The 19,789-nt window shown below is 63.9% G+C and carries 21 protein-coding genes; 9 read left to right on the plus strand and 12 right to left on the minus strand.

Going from position 1 to position 19,789, the window contains the following annotated elements; genetic code table 11:
- Positions 1-71 precede the first annotated feature (71 nt).
- Together E2L06_RS03195 and tgtA are read right to left on the minus strand one after the other, a co-directional pair.
- On the minus strand, positions 72-434 hold the full coding sequence (locus tag E2L06_RS03195) for a TRAM domain-containing protein (RefSeq protein ID WP_138778542.1): 363 nt from the start codon (positions 432-434) through the stop codon (positions 72-74).
- A 57-nt stretch (positions 435-491) separates the two neighbouring features.
- On the minus strand, positions 492-1,967 hold the full coding sequence (gene tgtA / locus E2L06_RS03200) for a tRNA guanosine(15) transglycosylase TgtA (protein ID WP_138778544.1): 1,476 nt from the start codon (positions 1,965-1,967) through the stop codon (positions 492-494).
- Positions 1,968-2,113: 146 nt separating this feature from the next.
- Here tgtA and E2L06_RS03205 point away from each other — a divergent pair, with 146 nt between their 5' ends.
- Positions 2,114-3,214, plus strand: coding sequence for an archaeosine biosynthesis radical SAM protein RaSEA (locus E2L06_RS03205; protein WP_138778546.1), 1,101 nt, complete (start codon positions 2,114-2,116; stop codon positions 3,212-3,214).
- 57 nt (positions 3,215-3,271) lie between these two features.
- Positions 3,272-3,436, plus strand: coding sequence for a hypothetical protein (locus E2L06_RS21695; RefSeq protein WP_171052298.1), 165 nt, complete (start codon positions 3,272-3,274; stop codon positions 3,434-3,436).
- A 75-nt stretch (positions 3,437-3,511) separates the two neighbouring features.
- Here E2L06_RS21695 and purQ read toward each other — a convergent pair whose 3' ends face one another.
- Together purQ and purS are read right to left on the minus strand one after the other, a co-directional pair.
- Positions 3,512-4,192, minus strand: coding sequence for a phosphoribosylformylglycinamidine synthase I (gene purQ, locus E2L06_RS03210; protein ID WP_138778548.1), 681 nt, complete (start codon positions 4,190-4,192; stop codon positions 3,512-3,514).
- Between the two features lie 59 nt (positions 4,193-4,251).
- Positions 4,252-4,503, minus strand: coding sequence for a phosphoribosylformylglycinamidine synthase subunit PurS (gene purS / locus E2L06_RS03215; protein WP_138778550.1), 252 nt, complete (start codon positions 4,501-4,503; stop codon positions 4,252-4,254).
- Between the two features lie 223 nt (positions 4,504-4,726).
- On the opposite strand from purS, the gene E2L06_RS03220 reads away from it, so the two are divergent.
- The gene (locus E2L06_RS03220; RefSeq protein WP_171052392.1) at positions 4,727-5,686 is read left to right on the plus strand and encodes a formyltetrahydrofolate deformylase; all 960 of its coding nucleotides are present in this window, start codon (positions 4,727-4,729) and stop codon (positions 5,684-5,686) included.
- A gap of 59 nt (positions 5,687-5,745) precedes the next feature.
- On the opposite strand, the gene E2L06_RS21700 is transcribed toward E2L06_RS03220, so the two are convergent.
- Positions 5,746-5,916 carry a hypothetical protein gene (locus E2L06_RS21700; protein WP_171052299.1) on the minus strand — a complete coding sequence of 57 codons (171 nt, stop codon included), beginning with the start codon at positions 5,914-5,916 and terminating at the stop codon, positions 5,746-5,748.
- A 125-nt stretch (positions 5,917-6,041) separates the two neighbouring features.
- Here E2L06_RS21700 and E2L06_RS03225 point away from each other — a divergent pair, with 125 nt between their 5' ends.
- On the plus strand, positions 6,042-7,349 hold the full coding sequence (locus E2L06_RS03225) for an acetamidase/formamidase family protein (RefSeq protein WP_138778554.1): 1,308 nt from the start codon (positions 6,042-6,044) through the stop codon (positions 7,347-7,349).
- An 88-nt stretch (positions 7,350-7,437) separates the two neighbouring features.
- On the opposite strand, the gene E2L06_RS03230 is transcribed toward E2L06_RS03225, so the two are convergent.
- Positions 7,438-7,707 (minus strand): MoaD/ThiS family protein, encoded by a 270-nt coding sequence (locus E2L06_RS03230; protein ID WP_138778556.1) that lies wholly within the window; start codon positions 7,705-7,707, stop codon positions 7,438-7,440.
- Positions 7,708-7,858: 151 nt separating this feature from the next.
- On the opposite strand from E2L06_RS03230, the gene E2L06_RS03235 reads away from it, so the two are divergent.
- Positions 7,859-8,158: a transcriptional regulator gene (locus tag E2L06_RS03235; protein WP_212750762.1), complete on the plus strand. Its 300-nt coding sequence runs from the start codon at positions 7,859-7,861 to the stop codon at positions 8,156-8,158.
- 134 nt (positions 8,159-8,292) lie between these two features.
- On the opposite strand, the gene E2L06_RS03240 is transcribed toward E2L06_RS03235, so the two are convergent.
- Positions 8,293-9,312, minus strand: a complete 1,020-nt coding sequence (locus tag E2L06_RS03240; RefSeq protein ID WP_138778558.1) for a phosphoribosylaminoimidazolesuccinocarboxamide synthase — start codon at positions 9,310-9,312, stop codon at positions 8,293-8,295.
- 190 nt (positions 9,313-9,502) lie between these two features.
- Between E2L06_RS03240 and cofH the strand changes: the two genes are divergently transcribed.
- Positions 9,503-10,882, plus strand: a complete 1,380-nt coding sequence (gene cofH / locus E2L06_RS03245) for a 7,8-didemethyl-8-hydroxy-5-deazariboflavin synthase subunit CofH (protein WP_138778560.1) — start codon at positions 9,503-9,505, stop codon at positions 10,880-10,882.
- 206 nt (positions 10,883-11,088) lie between these two features.
- Here the strand turns inward: cofH and E2L06_RS03250 are convergent, their stop codons facing one another.
- A complete protein-coding gene (locus E2L06_RS03250; protein WP_249361361.1) occupies positions 11,089-12,018 on the minus strand; it encodes a plastocyanin/azurin family copper-binding protein in 930 nt (309 codons plus the stop codon).
- Between the two features lie 709 nt (positions 12,019-12,727).
- Between E2L06_RS03250 and E2L06_RS03255 the strand changes: the two genes are divergently transcribed.
- From E2L06_RS03255 to E2L06_RS03265, 3 genes are all read left to right on the plus strand, one after another.
- The gene (locus E2L06_RS03255) at positions 12,728-13,693 is read left to right on the plus strand and encodes a S49 family peptidase (protein ID WP_138778562.1); all 966 of its coding nucleotides are present in this window, start codon (positions 12,728-12,730) and stop codon (positions 13,691-13,693) included.
- Positions 13,690-14,688, plus strand: coding sequence for a DUF4350 domain-containing protein (locus E2L06_RS03260; protein WP_138778564.1), 999 nt, complete (start codon positions 13,690-13,692; stop codon positions 14,686-14,688). The genes E2L06_RS03255 and E2L06_RS03260 overlap by 4 nt, the downstream gene beginning before the upstream one ends.
- 166 nt (positions 14,689-14,854) lie before the next feature.
- A complete protein-coding gene (locus tag E2L06_RS03265; protein ID WP_138778566.1) occupies positions 14,855-15,307 on the plus strand; it encodes a nucleoside deaminase in 453 nt (150 codons plus the stop codon).
- Here E2L06_RS03265 and cofG read toward each other — a convergent pair.
- From cofG to E2L06_RS03285, 4 genes are all read right to left on the minus strand, one after another.
- Positions 15,304-16,470: a 7,8-didemethyl-8-hydroxy-5-deazariboflavin synthase subunit CofG gene (gene cofG, locus E2L06_RS03270; protein ID WP_138778568.1), complete on the minus strand. Its 1,167-nt coding sequence runs from the start codon at positions 16,468-16,470 to the stop codon at positions 15,304-15,306. The two genes, E2L06_RS03265 and cofG, sit on opposite strands and share 4 nt — an antisense overlap.
- A 64-nt stretch (positions 16,471-16,534) precedes the next feature.
- Complete coding sequence (gene cofC / locus E2L06_RS03275; RefSeq protein ID WP_138778570.1) at positions 16,535-17,224, minus strand: 2-phospho-L-lactate guanylyltransferase; 690 nt, start codon at positions 17,222-17,224, stop codon at positions 16,535-16,537.
- Positions 17,225-17,374: 150 nt separating this feature from the next.
- The gene (locus E2L06_RS03280; RefSeq protein WP_138778572.1) at positions 17,375-18,553 is read right to left on the minus strand and encodes a tubulin/FtsZ family protein; all 1,179 of its coding nucleotides are present in this window, start codon (positions 18,551-18,553) and stop codon (positions 17,375-17,377) included.
- 302 nt (positions 18,554-18,855) lie between these two features.
- Positions 18,856-19,776, minus strand: coding sequence for a complex I NDUFA9 subunit family protein (locus E2L06_RS03285; protein WP_138778574.1), 921 nt, complete (start codon positions 19,774-19,776; stop codon positions 18,856-18,858).
- Positions 19,777-19,789 lie beyond the last annotated feature (13 nt).

Consider the following 19,789-nt stretch of genomic DNA (forward strand, 5'->3'; position numbering starts at 1 on the left):
GAGTTTGAGCCCACCAGAGATATATGGTATGGTATATTTCTCGAACCCTCGTTCGTCGTGACTGTCCGTCGCTACACCGACTCGAGGTACGTCGCCGTCGCGGACGTCTGCCCACGATTGAACGAGAGGATCTTGATTCTGATCACGTCCGTCGTCTCACAGCTATCCGGGACGTCCTCGACGAAGACGACGAATCCCTCGATTTTGCCGACGGCCCGTCGCTCGCCGGAGTGATGATCGGTAAACTCCCGGATCGCGACCGTCTCGACGTCGCCGATGTCGACCGGCGGCTCGCGCTGTTGGGCCTCCCGGTGGCGTTTTCGAGACCGCCGCTCGTCCGCGGAGCCACCGCGGATGCGGTTGAACAGCCACGAGCCAACCAGGAGAGCGACGAACGAGCCAACGGCGAGCGTTGCGGGGCCGGGACCGAGCATACCCCAATCGGTCGGCGCCTCGATATTCGGTGTTCCGATCCAGGACGCTGAGTGTGGTTACGCCGCAGTGAGATCGACCAGTGCCACGTCGTCGGGGACGCGCTCGAGGACGTCTGCAGGCCAGCCCTCGTGCGCGAGCGTGATGTCGGCGTCCGGATTCACCTCGACGAGGCGGGCGACACCGTCGGCTGCAGCCGCGAGGGCGGCCCGATCCGTCCGATCGGGCACTTCGGCAGTGAGCGGGTAGCTCTTCGAGAGTGCTCGCGGGAACGGGCCAAAGGGCGGCTCGACCCGCCAGGAGTCATCGTACTCGTCGCTCCGCGGTGCGCTACCCTCGGTAAGCAACAGGGAGTCCGGCACTGACAGCCGCTCGAGGCGCTTGTGGTGGCGCACGACTTCGGGACGGCGAGCGCTCTCGTGGGAGGTATAGAAAAATGAGCCCTTCGAGACGGGGTCCGACCGCTCGAGTTGCGCGGCGTGATCGAGCAGGGTCCGATAGCCGTCGAGCATCGTCGGGTGGGCGCGAGCGCGCTGTTCGACGAGTTCCATGAGGTTGCCGGCGCGGATCGCCTGCTTGATTCGGCGGATCTCGGCGAAGGTGACGTGGAGGTTGTGGGCGGCTAGCTCTGACTCGCGTTCGTCGTCTGGAAGCGCGCGGAGCTCGTCGGGCGAGTGGTCGGTACAGATGGCACACGAACAGGGGAAGTAGTCGATGTCCTCGAGCGCTCGCGTGCCCCGAACTGTCAGATAGCGGTCGTCGCGAGCGTAGAGTGCGTAGGCCGCCGAATCGAACAGGTCACAGCCCATCGCGACCGCGAGCGCGAACATCATTGGGTGGCCGGCCCCGAAGAGGTGGACGGGTGCGTCGGCCCCGAGCCCGCGTTTGGCGGCGGCGACGACGTCGACCACGTCGTCGTAGCGGTAGTCGTTCATCAGCGGGACGACCGCACCGACCGGGAAGACGTCGAGGTCGGTGTCCTCGGCGTGGCGGCCCGCTCGCTCGCGGAGGTCGGGATACGTCGAGCCCTGCACGGGCGCGCTGACGAGCATCTCGCCCGTGTCGACGTCTTCGGCGATCTCGAGTCGGTCCTGTGTCGTCTCGAGTTCGCGCTCGGCCTGCTCACGGGAAACGTCCGGCGGCGTCGGAATGTCGACCGGCGTCGCGATGTCGGAGCCGATCTCGTGTTGGAACTCGAGGATCTCCTCGGTCGTGACCGAAATCTCACCGTATTCGGAGAGCTGGAACGAGCCGGAATCGGTCATGATCGCGCCAGGGAAATCCAGCATGTCGTGGAGCCCCTCCGCGAGGGCGCGTTCCCGAAGGTCGTCGTCGCCGTTGATGATATAGGAGTTCGTAATGAGGATCTCGGCACCGAACTCGTCGGCGAGTCGGCGGGGACTGAGCGTGTCCAGATTGGGATTGATCACCGGCAATAGCGCCGGGGTTTCGACGGTGACGTCCGCACGGGGAACGGAGAGTTCACCGATGCGGCCGCCGGCGTCGAGATCCCGAACTTCGAAGCACTCGCGCATTGCCTGCCAGTTGGACCGTCGGACGTAAGACGTGATGGTTTTCGACCCGCTGGACTCGAGTCCCATCAGGGAGACAGATCGCAGCCAGAACGTCGGCACGCGGGGAGACGAAGGCGCTTTACGCGCTGGCCCGCTTGCGTCTCCTAATGAGTAAACCCACGCCCGACGTCTACGAGCAGGGCAAGGGCATGGACGCCCACAACAAGGTCATGCGCGAGATCCGATCGCGCAAGGAGGCCAGTTACGATCCCCACGAGCCCACTCGCGTCTGGCTCGACGAGGACAACACCCCTGACGGCGTCAAAACCAGTCTGACGATCATTCTCAACACCGGCGGCTGCCGATGGGCCCGCGCCGGCGGCTGTACGATGTGTGGCTACGTCGCCGAAAGCGTCGACGGCGGCAGCGTCTCCCACGAAGCGCTGATGGACCAGATCGACGTCTGTCTCGAGCACGAAGCCGAAAATGGAGACGAGCCCGCCGAGCTCATCAAGATCTACACCTCCGGCTCGTTCTTAGACGAGCGCGAGGTCGGCGCGGAGAGCCGCCGAGCGATCGCCGACACCTTCGCCGACCGCGACCGCATGGTCGTTGAATCGCTCCCTGATTTCGCCGACCGCGAGAAGATCGCCGACTTCACCCAGCACGGGCTCGACACCGACGTCGCGATCGGCCTCGAGACGGCCACCGACCGGGTGCGCCACGATTGTGTGAACAAGTACTTCGACTTCGCGGATTTCGAGGACGCCTGTGCGGAGGCCGCGGCCGCCGACGATGCGGCGGGCGACGACGCCGAGGCCGGGATCAAGGCCTATCTGCTGATGAAGCCGCCGTTCCTCACCGAGTCCGAAGCCGTCGCGGACATGATCTCGTCGATCGAGCGCTGTGCCGATGTCGACGGCTGTCATACCGTCTCGATGAACCCGTGTAACGTCCAGCGCTACACGATGGTCGACGAACTCTACTTCAACGACGGCTACCGGCCGCCGTGGCTCTGGTCGGTCGCACACGTGCTCGAGCAAACGGCCGACGTCGACGCCATCGTCGTCTCGGACCCGGTCGGCCACGGCTCCGATCGGGGGCCACACAACTGCGGGGAGTGTGACGATCTCGTCCAGAAAGCGATCAAGGACTTCGACCTGCGGCAGGACCCGTCGGTCTTCGAGCAGGTGTCCTGTGAGTGTGAACTGACCTGGGAGACGGTCCTCGAGCGCGAGCGGAGCTTCAACCAGCCGCTGACCCGATAGCGGCACACGGCAGCCGACGGCCTCACGTACTTGATGCGCGGCCGAGAACGGGCAGCCATGGCACTCCCGTCGCTGTGGAACTACGTCGACGAGCTCGAACCCACACTGGTGATTCTCGTCGGATTCGTCCTGTTCGTCTTCCCCGAGCCCGCGACCTCCGCGTTCGGTGCCGGGCTCATACTGCTCGGCGCGAGCTGGTGGTTCTACGAGTGGGGCCGCTAGCGTCGCTGCGAACCGGCTCGCCAGTGGTCGCTCGGTAACAGACAAAAAAGCGCTGTTACAGCGGTCGCTGTTGCGTTACGCCGACTCGAATCCGCGAAGGACGCCCTGTCCGTCGGTCGAGCCGACATCGGGCAGGGTCACACGTTCGGGATGAGGCATCAACACCGCGACGGAGTCGCGCTCGCCGAGGATGCCGGCGATGTCGTGTTTCGAGCCGTTCGGGTTCGCCTCCGGGCCCGTCTCGCCGTTTTCGTCGCAGTATCGGAAGAGCACGCGATCATCGTCCTCGAGTTCGGCCAGCCGATCGTCGGCGATCTCGTAGCGCCCCTCGCCGTGGGCGATCGGGACTTCGATGACCTCGCCCTCGTCGTAGGCGGCTGTCCAGGGCGTATCGTCGCGCTCGACGCGCAGGTAGACGTGTTCACACTGGAAGCGGGCGCTCTCGTTGGTCGTAAACGCGCCCTCGGTGAGGTCGGACTCGCAGCCGATCTGGGCACCGTTGCAGACGCCGAGGACGGGCACGCCGTCGGCCGCAGCCTCGCGGACCTCGGCCATGATCGGGGAGCGAGCCGCCATCGCTCCGCCGCGGAGGTAGTCGCCGTAGGAGAACCCGCCGGGAAGCACGATCCCCGTCGTCTCCTCAGGGAGGCCATCCTCGTGCCAGACGATTTCGGCGTCGATATCGAGATGCTCGAGGGCGCGTTCGGCGTCGCGGTCGCAGTTCGAGCCGCCGAAGCGGATGATCGAAACCGTCACAGTCGACACCCCGCGGTGTTGCGACCGACGGTTTCGATCAGTGTGATTGCGACGGTCATTTACCGTTCGGCGACCTCCACGTCGTAGTCGTGGATGGTCGGGTTCGCCAGCAGCCGTTCGGCCATCTCGTCGGCACGCTCGCGCGCGTCGTCCGCGGAGTCGGCCTCGAGGTCGACTTCGAAGCGATCGGCCGAGCGCAGCGCCTCGAGTTCGAAGCCGAGCCGTTCTAAGGCCCGCTTCGTCGTCTCGGCCTCGGGATCCAGCACGCCACGCTTGAGTCGAACCGTCACCGTCGCGGTGTAGGCGGTCATTACCTGATACCCCGTAACCGTGCTCAAAAACGCTTTCGCCTTGACTCCGTAATGCACGTTCGTGGATACTGATGGCCACGCTGCCGGCCGGGTCGCATGTGGCTGCCGGACTTGAGCCACACTGCAATGTGGTGGATTCTCACGCGCCTCCACGGAAAGCAGGACTTTTAGCCGCTCGTAGACTGTGATCCGTCGTGATGAATCGCTATTCGCTCGAGCGGAGGTGGCAGCGTTGACGACCGACGTAACCGAAATCACGGTAATCGGAGACGACGATACCGGACTTATCGCCCGCGTGACAAGCCTCCTGTTCGAGCGCGGGATCAATATCGAGGATCTCGACCAGGCGGTTCGTGACGGCGTCTTCCGGATGTATCTGGCCGTCGACACGTCGGAGATGGTCTGTACCGAAGACACGCTTCGGGCGGACCTCCACGATCTCGGGGACGACCTCGGCCTCGACGTACAGGTCCGGTTCCCCGCCGACCGCGAGCACCAGCAGATCGCCGTCCTCGTGACGAAAGAGAGTCACGGTCTCGAGGCGCTGTTCGAGGCCTGGGCTAACGACGAACTCGGCGCGGACATCGGCGTGGTCATCGGCAACCACGACGATCTCCAGCCGCTGGCCGAGCACTACGACGTGCCGTTCCACGATATTGGTGACGAGGGTGGCCAGCAAAACGAGGACGAGCTCCTCGCGCTCCTCGAGGAGTACAACGTCGATCTGATCGTCCTCGCGCGGTACATGCGCATTCTCAGCCCCAACGTGGTCTTTCGCTACGAGGATCGCATCATCAACATCCACCCGTCCCTGCTGCCGGCGTTCCCCGGCGCGGAGGCCTATCGGCAGGCGATCGAGGAAGGCGTTCGAGTTGCCGGTGTCACCGCCCACTACGTCACGACTGACTTAGATCAGGGGCCGATCATCACCCAGCGCGCGTTCGATGTCCCTGACGACGCCGACTTAGACGAGATGAAACGCCGTGGCCAGCCACTGGAAGCTGACGCCCTGCTCGAGGCCGTCCAGCTTCACTTAAACGGCGACGTGTCGGTCCACCGCGGCCGAACCTCGGTTCGGGAGAACGGCGACGAGTACCAGCTCGGCCTCCCCGACGAACTCGAGGAGTTCACGCCTGACCGGCCGATCGACGGCATCGGCAATGCGGTCGCTGAAGACCACTGATTGCTGTACCACGTTTTGTTGTTCGGTTTGCTGCTATGGCGCAGTGACAGCAACCAGTCTCAGTCTGACTCCGGTGATTCCCAGCCCTCGAGACACTCGTCGCTACAGAAGTGACGATGCACGACGGTCCCGTCTTCGACGGTCGTCACGACGCGCCGTTCGGACGACGGCTCCACCGACCACCCACACTGTCGACATTGGGGTAGCTCCTTGTCGAGCGAGTCGATCATCGGCTGACAGATGGGGTGACCCCCACTTGAACGACCCTATCTTATCGAACACTCGGTCGTAACTCGAGGAGTGTGGAAGAGTGGGCAGCAGCCTTATCGCCGTCAGTGTCGAACTGTGGGTTGGTATGGCACAACAAGAAGTTCAACAGGAGCTCTCCGTCGACCAGTACACGCTCGGCCTCGTCGGACCGGATCAGGAGTGGGCCGGCACCGTCGCCGACGGCGGCACGATCGAGACGTACACGCCGCCGGGCTGCTGGGGGCCGATGATCACTCCCGAGTTCCACGGGGGCCACGAAGTCACTCGTCCGGTTCGCGTCGAGGGCGCATCGGTGGGTGACGCCGTCGCGATCCACATCCGGGACATGACGGTCACGAGCATGGCCACGAGTACGGGGTCGATGGCCGAACGCGAAGATGCCTTCGGCGACGACCCGTTCGTCGACCACCGCTGTCCCGAGTGTGGCACCGAGTGGCCCGAGTCGATCGTCGAGGGTACCGGTGAGGACGCGATCAAGTGCGCCGAGTGTGGCGCGAACGCCTCCTCCTTTGGCTTCGAGTACGGCTACACTGTCGCCTTCGACGACGACCACACCGTCGGAATCACCCTCGACGAGGACGGCGCACACGACCTCGCCGACAACGCCGCCGAGGTGATGGACATCCCCGAGAACTCCCGCCAGCACCCCATCCTGTTATACGAACCTGGCGAGATGCCCGGCACGCTGGGACGGCTGCGCCCCTTTATCGGAAACATCGGCACGACCCCGCCGGTCACGCTGCCCGACTCACACAACGCGGGTGACTTCGGCCAGTTCCTCATCGGTGCCGACCACGACTACGGCCTCGAGAGCGAAGCCGACCTCGAGGCACGCACCGACGGTCACATGGACATCCCGCAGGTGCGGCCGGGCGCGACGCTCATCTGTCCCGTCAAGGTCGACGGCGCGGGGATCTACGTCGGCGACCTCCACGCCAACCAGGGCGACGGCGAACTCTCCCTGCACACGACCGACGTCAGCGGCACCGTGCGGATGGATGTGGAGGTCATCGGAGGCCTCGACCTCGACGGCCCGATACTCCTGCCGCCCGAGGAGGACCTGCCCTTCATCAGCAGACCCTACAGCGACGAGGAACGCGAGGCGGGCCGCCATCTCGGCGCAGAACACGGCGTCGATATCGAGGAGGACATGGGTCCGATCCAGGTGATCGGCTCCGGTGCGACGGTCAACGACGCCACGCAGAACGCCTTCGACCGCGCCACTGACCTGCTCGACATGAGCGAGGGCGAGGTCCGCTCGCGGTGTACGTTCACCGGCGGCGTCCAGATCGGCCGCCTTCCCGGCGTCGTGCAACTTGACATGCTCGCGCCGATGGGCGTCCTCGAGGAACGCGGCATCGATCATCTGGTGCGCGAGCAGTACGACCTCTGATACGGACTGCTGTACCGATGTACCGGTGCAACCGCAAGACAGTCGCGGTTGCGCCGGAAATGACGTACAGGAGTCCGTATAAGCCGGCTCACCCGTCGATCGAGCCGCCTTGCACGGCCGGCATCAGCGTCAGTTCGGCGTCGTTCGACACTGGTGCCTCGAGCGGCGCACGTTCGCCGTTGACCGTCACTCGAACGCTCGAGCGAACCTCGTCGCCGTCGTAGAGATACGGAGTCGCGCGCGGATATGCGGCGGTGAACTCGGCCAGCGCATCCGAAACGGTCGTCCCCGTAAACTCGAGGGTGACCGTCTTCTCGCCGGTCGCGCTTCGGAGCGGCCCGTACACTGTGATGTCCATAGCCGATGTTGGACTCGAGCGATCAAATACCGTCGCCACGAAGCGCGGGGCGAACACCCGGACTCGAGGACGGCATCCACCGCCACTGTACTCGCGCCTGCCACTGCGTGGCGCAGCCACTTGGTTCACATTAGCATACGTACGCTGGACGATGACCAAGTTCGACCGATACCTCTGGGCGATCGGTCATATTCAACGCCGGCGGCTGCTCCTCGAGCTACTGGAAACGCCCGCGATCCACACGAGCGAGCTGAATATGAGCGAGGGAGAAACGAAGCTCCTGCTCGCGGAGGTGAAACACGCCCATCTGCCGAAGTTAGCGGATCACGACGTCATCGACTGGAATCCGGAACGCAACCGAGTAAAACGAGGGTCGAAGTTCGAGGAAGTCAAGCCGCTGCTCGAACTGTTAGATGCAAATCGAGAGCGGCTTCCCGACGGCTGGATGTGATACGGTCTGCTGTACGCCATTCTCGCTGCACCCGCAGGACAGTCGCAGTTGCACCGGGACATCGGTACAGCAGACCGTATAAGTCCCCGCGAGCGCCGCGTTCGCCAACGGGCGTCCGGAACAGAATCCGATCGTCAGAGACGCTGGACCGCCCCGATCGCACTCGAGAGCGGCGGCGCGTCGAAGAACTCCTGGCCGGTGTAGGCGTTGGCCCCCGCACAGTACATGTCGCGGGCGGTCTCGAGGACCTCCTCTGCGAGCGGCTCGGGTGCTTCCTCACACAGCGATTTCCAGTCGGCGATATCTTCCTGCTTGGCCTCGGTCTTGGCTGCGTCGACGGCCTCGACCCAGTCGGGCTGGGTGCGCTTGTGGTACTGGCGCAGGACTTCCTTCGAGAGCTGGGTGCCCTCGTAGCTAAAACGGTTCTCGTCGAAGGTGCCGACGACGTCGGCGACGCGAATCTCGCCCTGATAATAGCAACACTCGATCTTGCCGTCCTCGTGGACGAGTCCCGCCGACTCGGCCTGCTCGGTGATGATTCGGTTGACCTCGCGGGCGACCGCCTCGAGGTCGTCGATGGCGGCGACGCCGGCGATTGCGTCGGCTTCCGCGCGGTCGAGATAGCGGTCGCTTTCCTCGTATTTCGTAGAGAACTCGACGATCGGCTCGTCTAAGTCGACGGCCTCGTCGGGCCACTCGTCGAACGCGAGATCGTGATCGGCGGGATCGGTCCGACGGCGCAGACTCGAGCCGACGGGAACCCGGTTGCGGAAGACGATCTCGAGCGGAACGAGGTAGTTCTCGCCGGCTGCCTCGTGGTAGTGGTCGTAGTCGTACTCGCGACCCTCGTGGGGCAGGTCGGGGACCTGCGTGAGATCGATCGCCATCTCCCAGGGCGGATGGGACGCCTCCTCGAGCGGGATGACGTCGCCGTTCTCGACGACGCCACGGTAGTGGGTCGGGACGCCCTCGGACTCGAGCAGCTCGAAGTTGAACGCGCCCATCGTACAGAGGGTCGCGCCCTTCTCGGGAATCTGGTCGGGCATTTTCCCCCAGTCAAACACCGAGTAGTCGTCGGTGAAGACGAACGAGCCCTGGCCGAGTTCCTCGGCGGTCGCTTTCTCCTCGATGCGGAACTCTTTGACGCTCGTCATACGAGACACCCCAGCACGTGTCCGTCGCCGCAGTTCATACCCCAGTTGGGGTGGCCGGACCGTAAGAAGGTTTCAGTATCGTGCCGACCACCGCCGGTGCCACAGCCGAAAAATCGAGACGTGCGTTCCGGGAACAGGGCGAATACCGGATCCATCATCCTTTTCTCGCTGTGCAGGCATTGCTATTCCGATGGAGCGACCGGTGACCGAGGCCGACCTCTCGTTCGAACACGTCCCCGAGACCGACCAGTCATTCGAGAACGCGCTGGCGAAGGCGCGCGACGGCGATCGACTCACGGTCGACGACGCGATCGAACTGCTCACCACGGGAACCGACGGCGAGGGGCTCGACCGGCGGCGCAAGGAACGCGTCCTTGAGGCGGCCGACCGCCGGCGTGCCGAGGTCGTCGGCGAGGAGGTCACCTTCATCGCAAACCTGAACAACAACGTGACGACGGCCTGTAACGTGGGCTGTCTGTTCTGTAACTTCAAAGACGCCGCTCACACGTTCGAACGCGAGACCGAGACCGAGACCGCGGGCTTTACGAAAACGCCAGCGGAGTCACGCGAGATCGTCGCCGATGCGGTCGACCGGGGGATCTACGAAGTTACCTCGGTGTCGGGACTACACCCCGCGTTCGCGCTCGACAAGGAACACCGGGAGATCCTCGAGGCCCATCCGAACCCGAAGGACATCAACTACAAGCCACCCGACGTCTACGAGACCAGCCCCGGCACCTACACGGACCAAATTTCGGCGATGAGCGTCGACGGCGTTCACGTTCACTCGATGACCCCCGAGGAGGCGTATCACGCCCGCCGGGGCACCGATTGGGACTACGAAGCAGTCTACCGGCGGCTGAAAGACGCGGGACTCGATACAGTTCCCGGCACTGCCGCTGAAATCCTCGTCGAGGAGGTCCGCGAGGTGATTTGCCCCGGGAAGATCAGCACTGACGGCTGGCTCGAGGCCATGGAAGCCGCCGCCAGCGTCGGGTTCGACATGACGGCGACGATCATGTACGGCCACGTCGAGAACGAGGCCCACCGCGCGATGCACCTGAAACGCGTTCGGGACCTGCAGGACCGGACCGGCGCGATCACGGAGTTCGTCCCACTCTCCTTTATCCATCAGAACACGCCGCTGTTCGAACACGACGTGGTCGCCGGCGGCGCGAGCACCGACGAGGACGAATTGATGATCGCCGTCTCGAGGCTCTTTCTTGACAACATCGAGCACATCCAGTCCTCGTGGGTCAAGTACGGCGACGAACACGGGCTGAAGCTGCTCAACTGTGGTGCCGACGACTACATGGGAACGATCCTCTCCGAAGAGATCACCAAGCGCGCCGGCGGCGGCTACGGTGAATTCCGCTCGTTCGCGGACTACGTCGAGATGATCTCCTCGATCGGCCGGGTTCCCGTCGAGCGCTCGACCGACTACGGGACGCGACGGGTCATCGACCCCGACGACCCGCCTTTCGGTCCGCAACTCGGGCCGAACGCGGACGGAACGCCGTTGCTGACGCGAGAAGAGCGAGAGGCGCGAGCGGTCCCTGCTGACGACTGATACGGGCTGTGTCCCGAGTGACCCGCTCACAGTTCTCTCCGACAGTATTGCGGCTGGAAAAGCGTGATTTTCACGCCTCTTCGTCCGATTGTGAGCGGATGGGTCTTCCATCGAGCGAGACCCACCTCATGTAGTCGAACCCCGCCCTCGAGCGCCGCCGAGTCCGTCGTCTTGGGGGAAGCCGGACAGCGGTCAGCCGTTTGCCATCACTCGTGGTCAGCCGGGTCCTCGCTCGATCGGTTCGAGGTCGGTCCTGCGTCGTCGGCGTTGCCGTGTTCCGAAACGCCGTCAGCGAAGCGATCGATATCGGCGAGCACGTCCTCGAACGGCACCGCTCCCAGGTCTTGAATCGTCGCCGGATCGAGCGCAGGCGCGTCAAGGATCTCCTGCGGAGTCAACCACGACCACTCACAGCCCTCGTTCGCCTCGTTCGTTGCGTTGAGCTCTCGCTCGAGGAACGCCTTGCTAAACGGGGGAAGTAGCGGCGGATCTTCGCTCCCTTCGAACGTATCCTCGTAGGCCGGGATGTCGCCGGGCTCGAGGTCGCCGACGACGATTCGCATGGCCATTCCCAGCACGTGGTGTGGACCACAGCACACGTCGTAGAGCCCCGGCTCGGTGAACTCGTAGAGCCAGGCACCATCGACGTTGAGCACCGGTGACGAGAACGGCGGAACCCCGTCGGGGACTCGCTGTTGGAATCCCTGTGCAGGGTGGTATGCCGTAATCGTGTGGTCGGGTGAGTCGGCGGTGAACTGCACGACATCGCCAGTGCTGACGTGAATCCCAGTCGGGTTAAAGTGGAAGAACGGCGGGCGATCCGGGTTCTCCGGGTTGGCCGGTTCGTTCGTGCGGAGCTCGACCTCGTGGTCCGGTTGACGGTTGCCGGGAACGGTCTTGGCGTCGGGTGTCGCCAGGCCGTAATACGGGTCGATCCCCGCGGTAGTCGGCTCTGTCCCATCAGTCGGTGCTGCGTCGGACTCGTTGCGATTTTGGGCAGTTGCGAGCCCGCTTCCCAGCGAAAGAATGGCCCCCGCGCCCAGCGTTTTCAACAGCGGCCGCCGCCGAGCGTCGACCAATTCGGCTTCCGATTCGGTGAGCGATTCCTCGGTCCGCTCCGTGTCGGATGGTGTCATCGTTTCACTCCTCCAGTTACGTCTGGCTGCATCGAATCGGTCGACCGGCGGCAGAATAGATGGCAAGGATCGTTGCAGCCTAACCAGAGCATTCGACTACTGGATCGCTCTCGTCACTGGTCCGGGGCGGATTCACCGCTAGCGATACGGTAACAGCCAATGTACTTCGAGAACACCGTAAAAACAATCTCTTACGCGTGTGGGCCGCTGGCGACCGAGACGACGGATAGCTGCAGTCTCGAGTGGAATCAGCGCTTCAACCGGTTCTTATGGTGCCGTTTGATACTGTCGGACAGCAGTCAATACGACGTCGGTCGCGGATTCGCGGCCGTCTCAACCGGTGACGGCCGCAGCAGAGCGATCGAACGCCGACTGATTGCATCAGCATACTGCCGGACAACAATCTGTGGATACTCGATCGCGTCTCGCGTGTGATCAGTGTGTAAATTATTTTGTTCAGTACTATCATGTTGCGAGAAGTGGCGGTACTCGACCGGATCAGCGCGGACCGCTTTCGAAACGTTTGCGGGTGTGCCTTACAGCGACTGTCCGTCGCTCGAGTCGTCGAGTGACCCGACGTGAGGCTGTGTTACATTTTCCAACACCGTTTGAACGGCGGTCTATGGTCGCTGTTATCATACAATATGCAAACTAATTAGAAATAGAATATATTATATAATGTAATTTGAAAAGTATTCTTTGTTGTGATATGACTCCAACACTTGCGTCCCTGCGAAACCTGCTGGGGACCGTCACGAAGTCGTACGTGACGGTCGTCGTCGTTGCCCTCCTCGTCAGTGCCAGTCTGGCACCGATCGTCTGGGGGTCGACGAGCAATCCCGACGGAACAGTTGCCGTAATCGAAGTCGATTCGACACTCACCGAATCGTCCGCCGAGCGAATCACGGACGACCTACGAGAAGCACGACAGAACGACTCGATCAATGCGGTCGTATTGGATGTCGATAGCCCTGGTGGTGGTGTCAGCGCGAGCGAGGGGTTGTACCTCGCTGTCGAACGCACCGCTGAAGAGATGCCCGTCGTTACGAGCGTCGACTCGACGGCCGCCTCGGGCGGATATTACATGATTGCGCCGAGCGACGAAATCTACGTCAAGCCGGGCTCGATCGTCGGTAGCATCGGCGTTCGGGCGACGTACTTCGACGTGCCGCCGGCCGACGAGCAGATCACGACCGGTCCTGACAAGAACACCGGCGGCACCGAAGCCGAGTACAAGACACAGGTAGAGATGATGCGTCAAGCGTTCGTCGGCACCGTCGTCGAGCATCGCGGCGACGAGTTGACCCTTTCGGAGACGGAACTGGCGTACGCAAAGGTCTACACCGGCATCGAGAGCGTCGAGAACGGGCTCGCAGATGAGATCGGAGACACCGAGGTCGCAACCGGGACGGCCGCGGATATGGCCGGCCTCAAGGACTATGATGTCGTCGAAATGGAGAGTGAACCGCGCTCCGGTATTTCGCTGATCATCGGTGGTGAAAGCGGCGACCGCCCGGAGGCGTCCGCCGTTCACCCACAGACCTTCGGCCGGTACGGCGCCGTCAATACACCCACGTTCCTCGCGCTGTGGGGGTCGGTCGACAACGAACGGGTCATCGCCGCGACCGAACTCGAGCGCCCCGTGGCCAACGAGACTGGAGGTGGTCGCCCGTGAGCGTCCGCTCTCGGCTCGTCGTCTTCGCTACCGTCGTGTTCGTCACCGTCGCCAGCGTGGGTGCGGCCGGACTCGTCACCAATCAGGGGATGACAGCACAACCAACGGTTGATCAACAACAGTTCCAGCCGAGCGCGATCGACGCGCCGACAGTCGACCGCAGCGGGACGATCTCCTACGATGACGACGGCGAGTCAAAGACCATCGTGATCGACGTCGCCCACTCGAACGACGTCGCCGAGGAAGACCTCGAGCCAGTCGTTTCTGCGCTAACGGCGAACGGTCACTCCGTGCAGTATCTCGAAGCGTCGGACGAGTTCGACCGTGATCCTGCTGCACGATTGAACGAGACGCTCCGTGGCGCCGACGCGCTGATCGTCGTCGAACCCGGGACGCGATACACCGCCGAAGAAGCGGCTGGCGTGAGCGCGTTCGCCGATGCCGGCGGCCGCGTCCTGTTCGCTGCCGGCCCCGACTCGGGCGGCCTCGGTGGGCTGCTCGGGTTGCTCGGCGGCACCCAGCCGACGGGCGACGAGTTCGCTGCCGTCACCTCGCCTGTGGGAATCGCCTACGACACCGGCTACCTCTACAATATGGAGGAGTATGCGAACAATTTCCAGTCGATCTACGCGACCCCGTCGACCGACTCCGCGCTGACCGACGGCGTCGACCGCGTCGTCTTCGACGGCCCGACACCGGTCGTCACAGACGGGCAGACCCTCCTCACGACGCTCGAGGGAACGGAACACTCCGAAACCCGAGAGACAGGAGCGTACGGTGTCCTTGCACGGAGCGGGAACGTGATCGCAGTCGGTGATCCCGGCTTCATGTCCAGTACGAACTACAACCGTGCCGACAACGATGTCCTGATCGGCAACATCCTCAAGTTCCTCGTGACCGGTGAGAAGGTGTCCGGTGTTCCCGAGGAGACGAGTGCTGAGCGTGACACTGGCGTGAAGGCGAAATCCAGTCCACCGCGAATGCCGAGCACGTAGCCGAGACCACTCTACCGCCGCTTTTTTGCTGGCTCGATCGCTGCCGGTCCGTGCTATCACTATCATCTCAGATCATACGCATATGAGAGTCGGTGGTTCCCACAGCGGAAACGGCGCAGTCGAGAGTACAGCAACCCGTATCAGTGGTGGCGACCGACGAATCGGTATGACAAGCGACGAGTCGTACGTGCGACGGGCGATCGACCTCGCCGAATCGGCAGTCGAGAGCGGCAACACACCCTTTGGCTCCCTGCTCGTTATCGAAGACGAAATCGTCAGAACGGCCGAGAACACGACGCTGACCGACGACGACATCGCCGCCCACCCGGAGTTCAAATTGGCCAGATGGGCCGCGACGGAACTCGAGCCGGCCGAGCGCGCGTCGTGTACGATGTACACCAGCACTGAACCGTGTCCGATGTGTGCGAGTGCGATCGTCTATGCGGGGCTCGACCAGATCGTCTACAGCGTCTCCGTCGACTCGCTCGCAGCAGTCCGAGACGAAGACGTGATCGAAATTCCCTGCGAAGAAGTCGTCGACCGGGCCGACGGACCGACGACAGTCGACGGGCCGCTTCTCGAGGACGAGGGGCTTGCAGTCCACGAGGACTTCTTCTAATCCGCGAGCGTCGTCGTCCGATCGTGAAGCACCGCCCGATAGCGCTTGCCCGCCGGATCGTCGGCCGTCAGCGCAGCCCGGATCGTCGACGAGATCCACGCCCGGTCGTCGCCGTCCGCACCGTCGGCGGCGGTGCCATCGAACCCGTCCGGTCGAAGGTCGGCTGGCAGAAATCGCTCGTAGACCGGCAGTCGCTCGCCGAGTGGCACGCCCGTGTCCTCGGCGATCGCCTCGAGTTCGCGCAGCGCCGGCCACGCGTACTCGGGATTGATGTGATCGTCGGTGACCGGCGAGACACCGCCCAGATCGTCGACGCCACAGTCGATCAGGTCGCTCGCGGGGGCGAGGTTCGGCGGCACCTGAACCGAGATTTCCTCGGGGAGCGCGGCGCGGGCCATCGCTGTCACGCGACGCATCGTCGCAAGGTCGGGCGAACCGCCGGCCCAGCGCTCGTTGTCCACGACGGGCTGGACGATCACTTCCTGAACGTGATCGTAGCGGTCGTGTAACTCACGGATTGCGAGCAGGCTCTCGGCACGATGCCGCCACGTCTCGCCGATCCCGACGAGAATCCCGGTCGTGAACGCGACGTCGAGTTCGCCCGCGTTTTGGATGGTCCGCAGGCGCTGTCCGGGTTCCTTCCGGCGCGGGCCGGCATGAGCATCGACTTCGGCGGTCGTCTCGAGCATCACACCCATGCTGGCGTTGACGTCAGCGACGGTTTCCATCTGTTCGCGCGTCTGATCGCCCGGATTGGCATGTGGGAGCAGTCCTTCGTCGAGGGCGACCTCACAGGCCGCACGCAGATACTCGTGAATCGAGTCGTAGCCCCACTCCGCGAGCTGGGCGTGAATCTCGGTGTAGCGATCGTCGGGATCGTCGCCGAACGTAAATAGCGCCTCCGTACAGCCCGCATCCGCGCCACGCCGGCAGATCTCGCGGACCTCCTCGAGCGAGAGCAGTGAGGCCTGTCCCGGCGGGTCGAAGTAGGTGCAGTACGTGCAGGTGTAGCGACAGGCCGTCGTCAGCGGCACGAAGACGTTCCGTGCGAATGTCAGTTCCGACGGCGCGTCGACGTCGGTTGGGCTGATCGCAAGCAGGTCCTCGACGGCTCGATCGTCGACGGCAAGCTCGACGCCGTACTCGTTCGCCCCGGGGAACATTACCTCTCCCTGTCGTCGCTTGGCGTATAAGGGCTTGGCTTCGCGGTGTTCGGGCCGGCGGGTGTCACGTCTCCGTCAGTGACTCCTCGGGACGAACGACGCCGACCCGACCGTCGTGTCGGTCGAGTTCGAAGCCGAACGCCCGGAGGCGGGCGAGCGCACGATCGCGCTCGCGCCCGTGGACGAGCACTTCGACGAGGTCGTCGGGTTCGTCGATGTCCGTTCCCAGCCGAAACGAGTCGATCGTCTCGAGGCTGGCCCCGACCTCGTGGGCGATCTCGCAGTGGTCGTGATAGGAGGTGCCGTGATAGTCGACGACGAACGCGGGATCACGAACGACGAGCGCGTTCGTGCCGCCGGCCCGACCTGGCGCGATCGCGACGTCGGCCTCGGCAGTCAGGAGGCGCTCGAGTGCAGCGGGCGTCGCCAGCGCGAGATCGGCCATGACGACCGCGACGGCGTCTCCGGTCGTCGCGTCGCCGTCCGGCAATCGCGCGTTGACCGCGTCCGTCAGCGGTCTGTCGTCGACCGTGACCGACACTGCTGTGGCGACGCCGTCCGGGAGCTCGAGGCCGGGCGCGGCGAGATCAAGCGGCGCGGTCGCGACGACCGTCGGCTCGTGGCCCGCTTCGACGATCGCCTCTACGACGTCCGCGAGCATGGCGCGGGCAAAGCCCAGTCGCTCGGGCGGGGACAGCACGGACTCGAGGCGAGTCTTCGGCGTCTCGGCGGCGAACGGGACCACGACGCGCATCTGAATGGGGTGCCGTAGTCCGGGCGCGCTCAAAAGCACGTCGGAGCCGGCATCGATTCCGGTCGACCGATCGTATAGGTCGGTTCGATTCTCGTGCCCCCTGACACGAGTGCGGTCGCTCAAACCGTCGGCTGAAACGGAAACCGCGGTCTAGAATAGCGGTTCGAGTTCGTCCTCGTCGTCCTCGACGAGTTCCTCTAAGTTCTCTTCGCTCTCCTGTTGGATGTCGTCAATGTTGTCCTGGGCTTCGATTGCGACCTGCTGGAGACGCTTGATTCGGGGGACGTTCGTCACACCCGAGAGCAAGATCGCTGCGGCGACTTCGGGTTCCTCCCGGGGGAAGTCGCCACCGCGAACTTCCATGCTGCCGGTTTCCTCCTCGAGCCACTTGCGCCCGCGTTCGATGCCTTTCCGGTTGAGGTACTCCGAGGGGCCGGCGAGCACGAGCAGTGCGCGCTCGGTGCCTTCGATCTCACACGGGAGCGTGAGCCGGCCGAGTGCGGCCTTGCGGACGAGACTCGTGATGCGGTTCGTGGTGTTGGCGGCGTCCAGTCCGTCGTCGCCGTCACCATCGCCGGTAAACCGTGAGAGGAGTCCACCGCCAGTGTTGAGTTCAACCTCCTCGCTCGCGTAGCCGACGGTCGAGACGCCGCCACCGGAGAGCGTATTGATGATCTCCGAGGAGTCGACGATGCTTTCTGCGACCTCTTGTCCTTCTCCGACCTCACCGGCACCGAAGAGGATCCCAAAGCGGCGGACGATCTCCTCGTTGATCTGGTCGTAGCCGCCTTCCATGGACTCGCCGGTCTGTCGCCACGAGTCGTTGTCGAAGACGAGCAGGTTGTCGACCTCGCGGACGAACGTCTGGAACGAGCGAGCCGCGTTGAGCGTGTAGATACCACCCTCGTCCGTGCCCGGCAGGACGCCGAGTCCGTAGACGGGGATCGTGTAGATCCGTTTCAGGTGTTTGGCGAGGACCGGCGCGCCACCGGAACCAGTGCCGCCGCCCATACCGGCGACGATCAGGAACGCGTCGACCTCGTGGGTCGGGATCTGGTCGATGGCGTTCTGTACCTCGTCGATGTCCTCCTCGGCGACTTCCGCGCCGAGCTCGTTGTCAGCACCCACGCCGTGGCCCTTTACACGGGCCTGGCCGATGAGTACGCGATTCTCCTGTGGAATATTGTCGAGACCGATGAGGTCCGCTTTCGCGGAGTTGACGGCAATCGCCGCGCGGACGATTCCGCTGTTCGTCCGATCGTCGTACTCGAGGAATCGATCGACGATCTTGCCACCGGCCTGTCCGAATCCGACCATCGCCAGCTTCATTGTTTGTCAGGGGGCTCCGTTGGATTGGTACCAGTGCAATGGAGGATATAAACCTTGTGCTAAGCTGAATTTCTCGAGTGGAGTACTCTCACGTAACTAGAACGAACGAGCCGTGACATCTCCGAAAATCCTGGCCGAAACGCCACCGTTGCTGTCTGTGCTTTGATAAGCCGATCGACTTCGGAAAACTGTCTCTGATACGGACCCTTGTCAGACGGTCTGCCGTGCCGAGTTTCCGGTGGGACCGCCGGGCGTCTGAATCTAGTCGGCGAATACTCGAGCCCGCTTCCGGCTCGCCGCCGTCAGGCGGTGTCGGCCGGTTTCGACAGTCGTGTCGCGCCATCAAGGCCAAGATACGCACTGAGCGTCGTCAACTCCGCTGGATCTCGGCCGAAGGCGGCCACGTCGTTGTCGGCGACGGTGTTGTCGAAGGCGAGCGATCGGGCCTGGTCCGGGCCGAAGGGGACGAACGGCAGCGGGCCAGCCGCCGAGAGCCCGACTTTGGCCAGTCCCATCGGGATCGGGACGATCGTGACGTCTTTGCCCTCGGCTTCGTAGGCCAGTTCCGTCACGTCTGCGAGCGTCAGGACCTCCGGGCCGCCGATCTCGTAGGTTTCACCGACGTGGGTGTCGTCTTCGAGGGCGTCAGCCAGTATCGGGACGAGATCGCCGACCCAGATGGGCTGGAACCGCGTCTTCCCACCGCCCGGCAACCCCGTCACGTGCGGCGTCGTCAGTGTCTTCGTGAAGTCGACGAACTCGCCGCCGTCGCCGAAGACGACCGACGGGCGGACGATCGTCCACTCGAGACTCGAGTCCCGGACGACCCGCTCTGCGTTTCCCTTGGCGCGGATGTAGGCGGTGTCGCCGTTCGGATCGGCACCGAGCGCGCTCATCTGGAGGAAACGGTCGGTGTCCCCGTCTTCGGCGGCGCGAACGAGGTTTTCGGTGCCGCCGAGATGGACCTCCTCGTGGCTCGTCCCGCGGGGTGGCTCGAACAGCGGCGACAGCGAGACGAGGTTGACGACGGCGTCGTGGTCCGCGACGGTCGTGGCGATCGAGTCGTAGGCGCTGACGTCGCCGATCGCCGTCTCGACGTCGGCCGGAAGTCCGCCTCCGTCCGGCGATCGAGACAGTGCCGTTACCTCGTGGCCGCGCTCGGCCAGTTCCGCACACAGGTTCGTGCCGATAAAGCCGGTGCCGCCGGCGACGAGGATCTTCATACGTAGAATATGA

This window comes from Haloterrigena sp. H1 (assembly GCF_005938085.1).
Classification (GTDB): Archaea; Halobacteriota; Halobacteria; order Halobacteriales; family Natrialbaceae; genus Natrinema.

Excerpts from the sequence above, each read along its gene's own strand:
- E2L06_RS03195 (WP_138778542.1), bottom strand. The coding sequence starts at position 434 with ATGCTCGGTCCCGGCCCCGCAACGCTCGCCGTTGGCTCGTTCGTCGCT.
- tgtA (WP_138778544.1), bottom strand. The coding sequence starts at position 1,967 with ATGCGCGAGTGCTTCGAAGTTCGGGATCTCGACGCCGGCGGCCGCATC.
- E2L06_RS03205 (WP_138778546.1), top strand. The coding sequence starts at position 2,114 with ATGAGTAAACCCACGCCCGACGTCTACGAGCAGGGCAAGGGCATGGAC.
- E2L06_RS21695 (WP_171052298.1), top strand. The coding sequence starts at position 3,272 with ATGGCACTCCCGTCGCTGTGGAACTACGTCGACGAGCTCGAACCCACA.
- purS (WP_138778550.1), bottom strand. The coding sequence starts at position 4,503 with ATGACCGCCTACACCGCGACGGTGACGGTTCGACTCAAGCGTGGCGTG.
- E2L06_RS21700 (WP_171052299.1), bottom strand. The coding sequence starts at position 5,916 with ATGATCGACTCGCTCGACAAGGAGCTACCCCAATGTCGACAGTGTGGG.
- E2L06_RS03225 (WP_138778554.1), top strand. The coding sequence starts at position 6,042 with ATGGCACAACAAGAAGTTCAACAGGAGCTCTCCGTCGACCAGTACACG.
- E2L06_RS03230 (WP_138778556.1), bottom strand. The coding sequence starts at position 7,707 with ATGGACATCACAGTGTACGGGCCGCTCCGAAGCGCGACCGGCGAGAAG.
- E2L06_RS03235 (WP_212750762.1), top strand. The coding sequence starts at position 7,859 with ATGACCAAGTTCGACCGATACCTCTGGGCGATCGGTCATATTCAACGC.
- E2L06_RS03240 (WP_138778558.1), bottom strand. The coding sequence starts at position 9,312 with ATGACGAGCGTCAAAGAGTTCCGCATCGAGGAGAAAGCGACCGCCGAG.
- cofH (WP_138778560.1), top strand. The coding sequence starts at position 9,503 with ATGGAGCGACCGGTGACCGAGGCCGACCTCTCGTTCGAACACGTCCCC.
- E2L06_RS03250 (WP_249361361.1), bottom strand. The coding sequence starts at position 12,018 with ATGACACCATCCGACACGGAGCGGACCGAGGAATCGCTCACCGAATCG.
- E2L06_RS03255 (WP_138778562.1), top strand. The coding sequence starts at position 12,728 with ATGACTCCAACACTTGCGTCCCTGCGAAACCTGCTGGGGACCGTCACG.
- E2L06_RS03265 (WP_138778566.1), top strand. The coding sequence starts at position 14,855 with ATGACAAGCGACGAGTCGTACGTGCGACGGGCGATCGACCTCGCCGAA.
- cofG (WP_138778568.1), bottom strand. The coding sequence starts at position 16,470 with ATGTTCCCCGGGGCGAACGAGTACGGCGTCGAGCTTGCCGTCGACGAT.
- cofC (WP_138778570.1), bottom strand. The coding sequence starts at position 17,224 with ATGCGCGTCGTGGTCCCGTTCGCCGCCGAGACGCCGAAGACTCGCCTC.
- E2L06_RS03280 (WP_138778572.1), bottom strand. The coding sequence starts at position 18,553 with ATGAAGCTGGCGATGGTCGGATTCGGACAGGCCGGTGGCAAGATCGTC.
- E2L06_RS03285 (WP_138778574.1), bottom strand. The coding sequence starts at position 19,776 with ATGAAGATCCTCGTCGCCGGCGGCACCGGCTTTATCGGCACGAACCTG.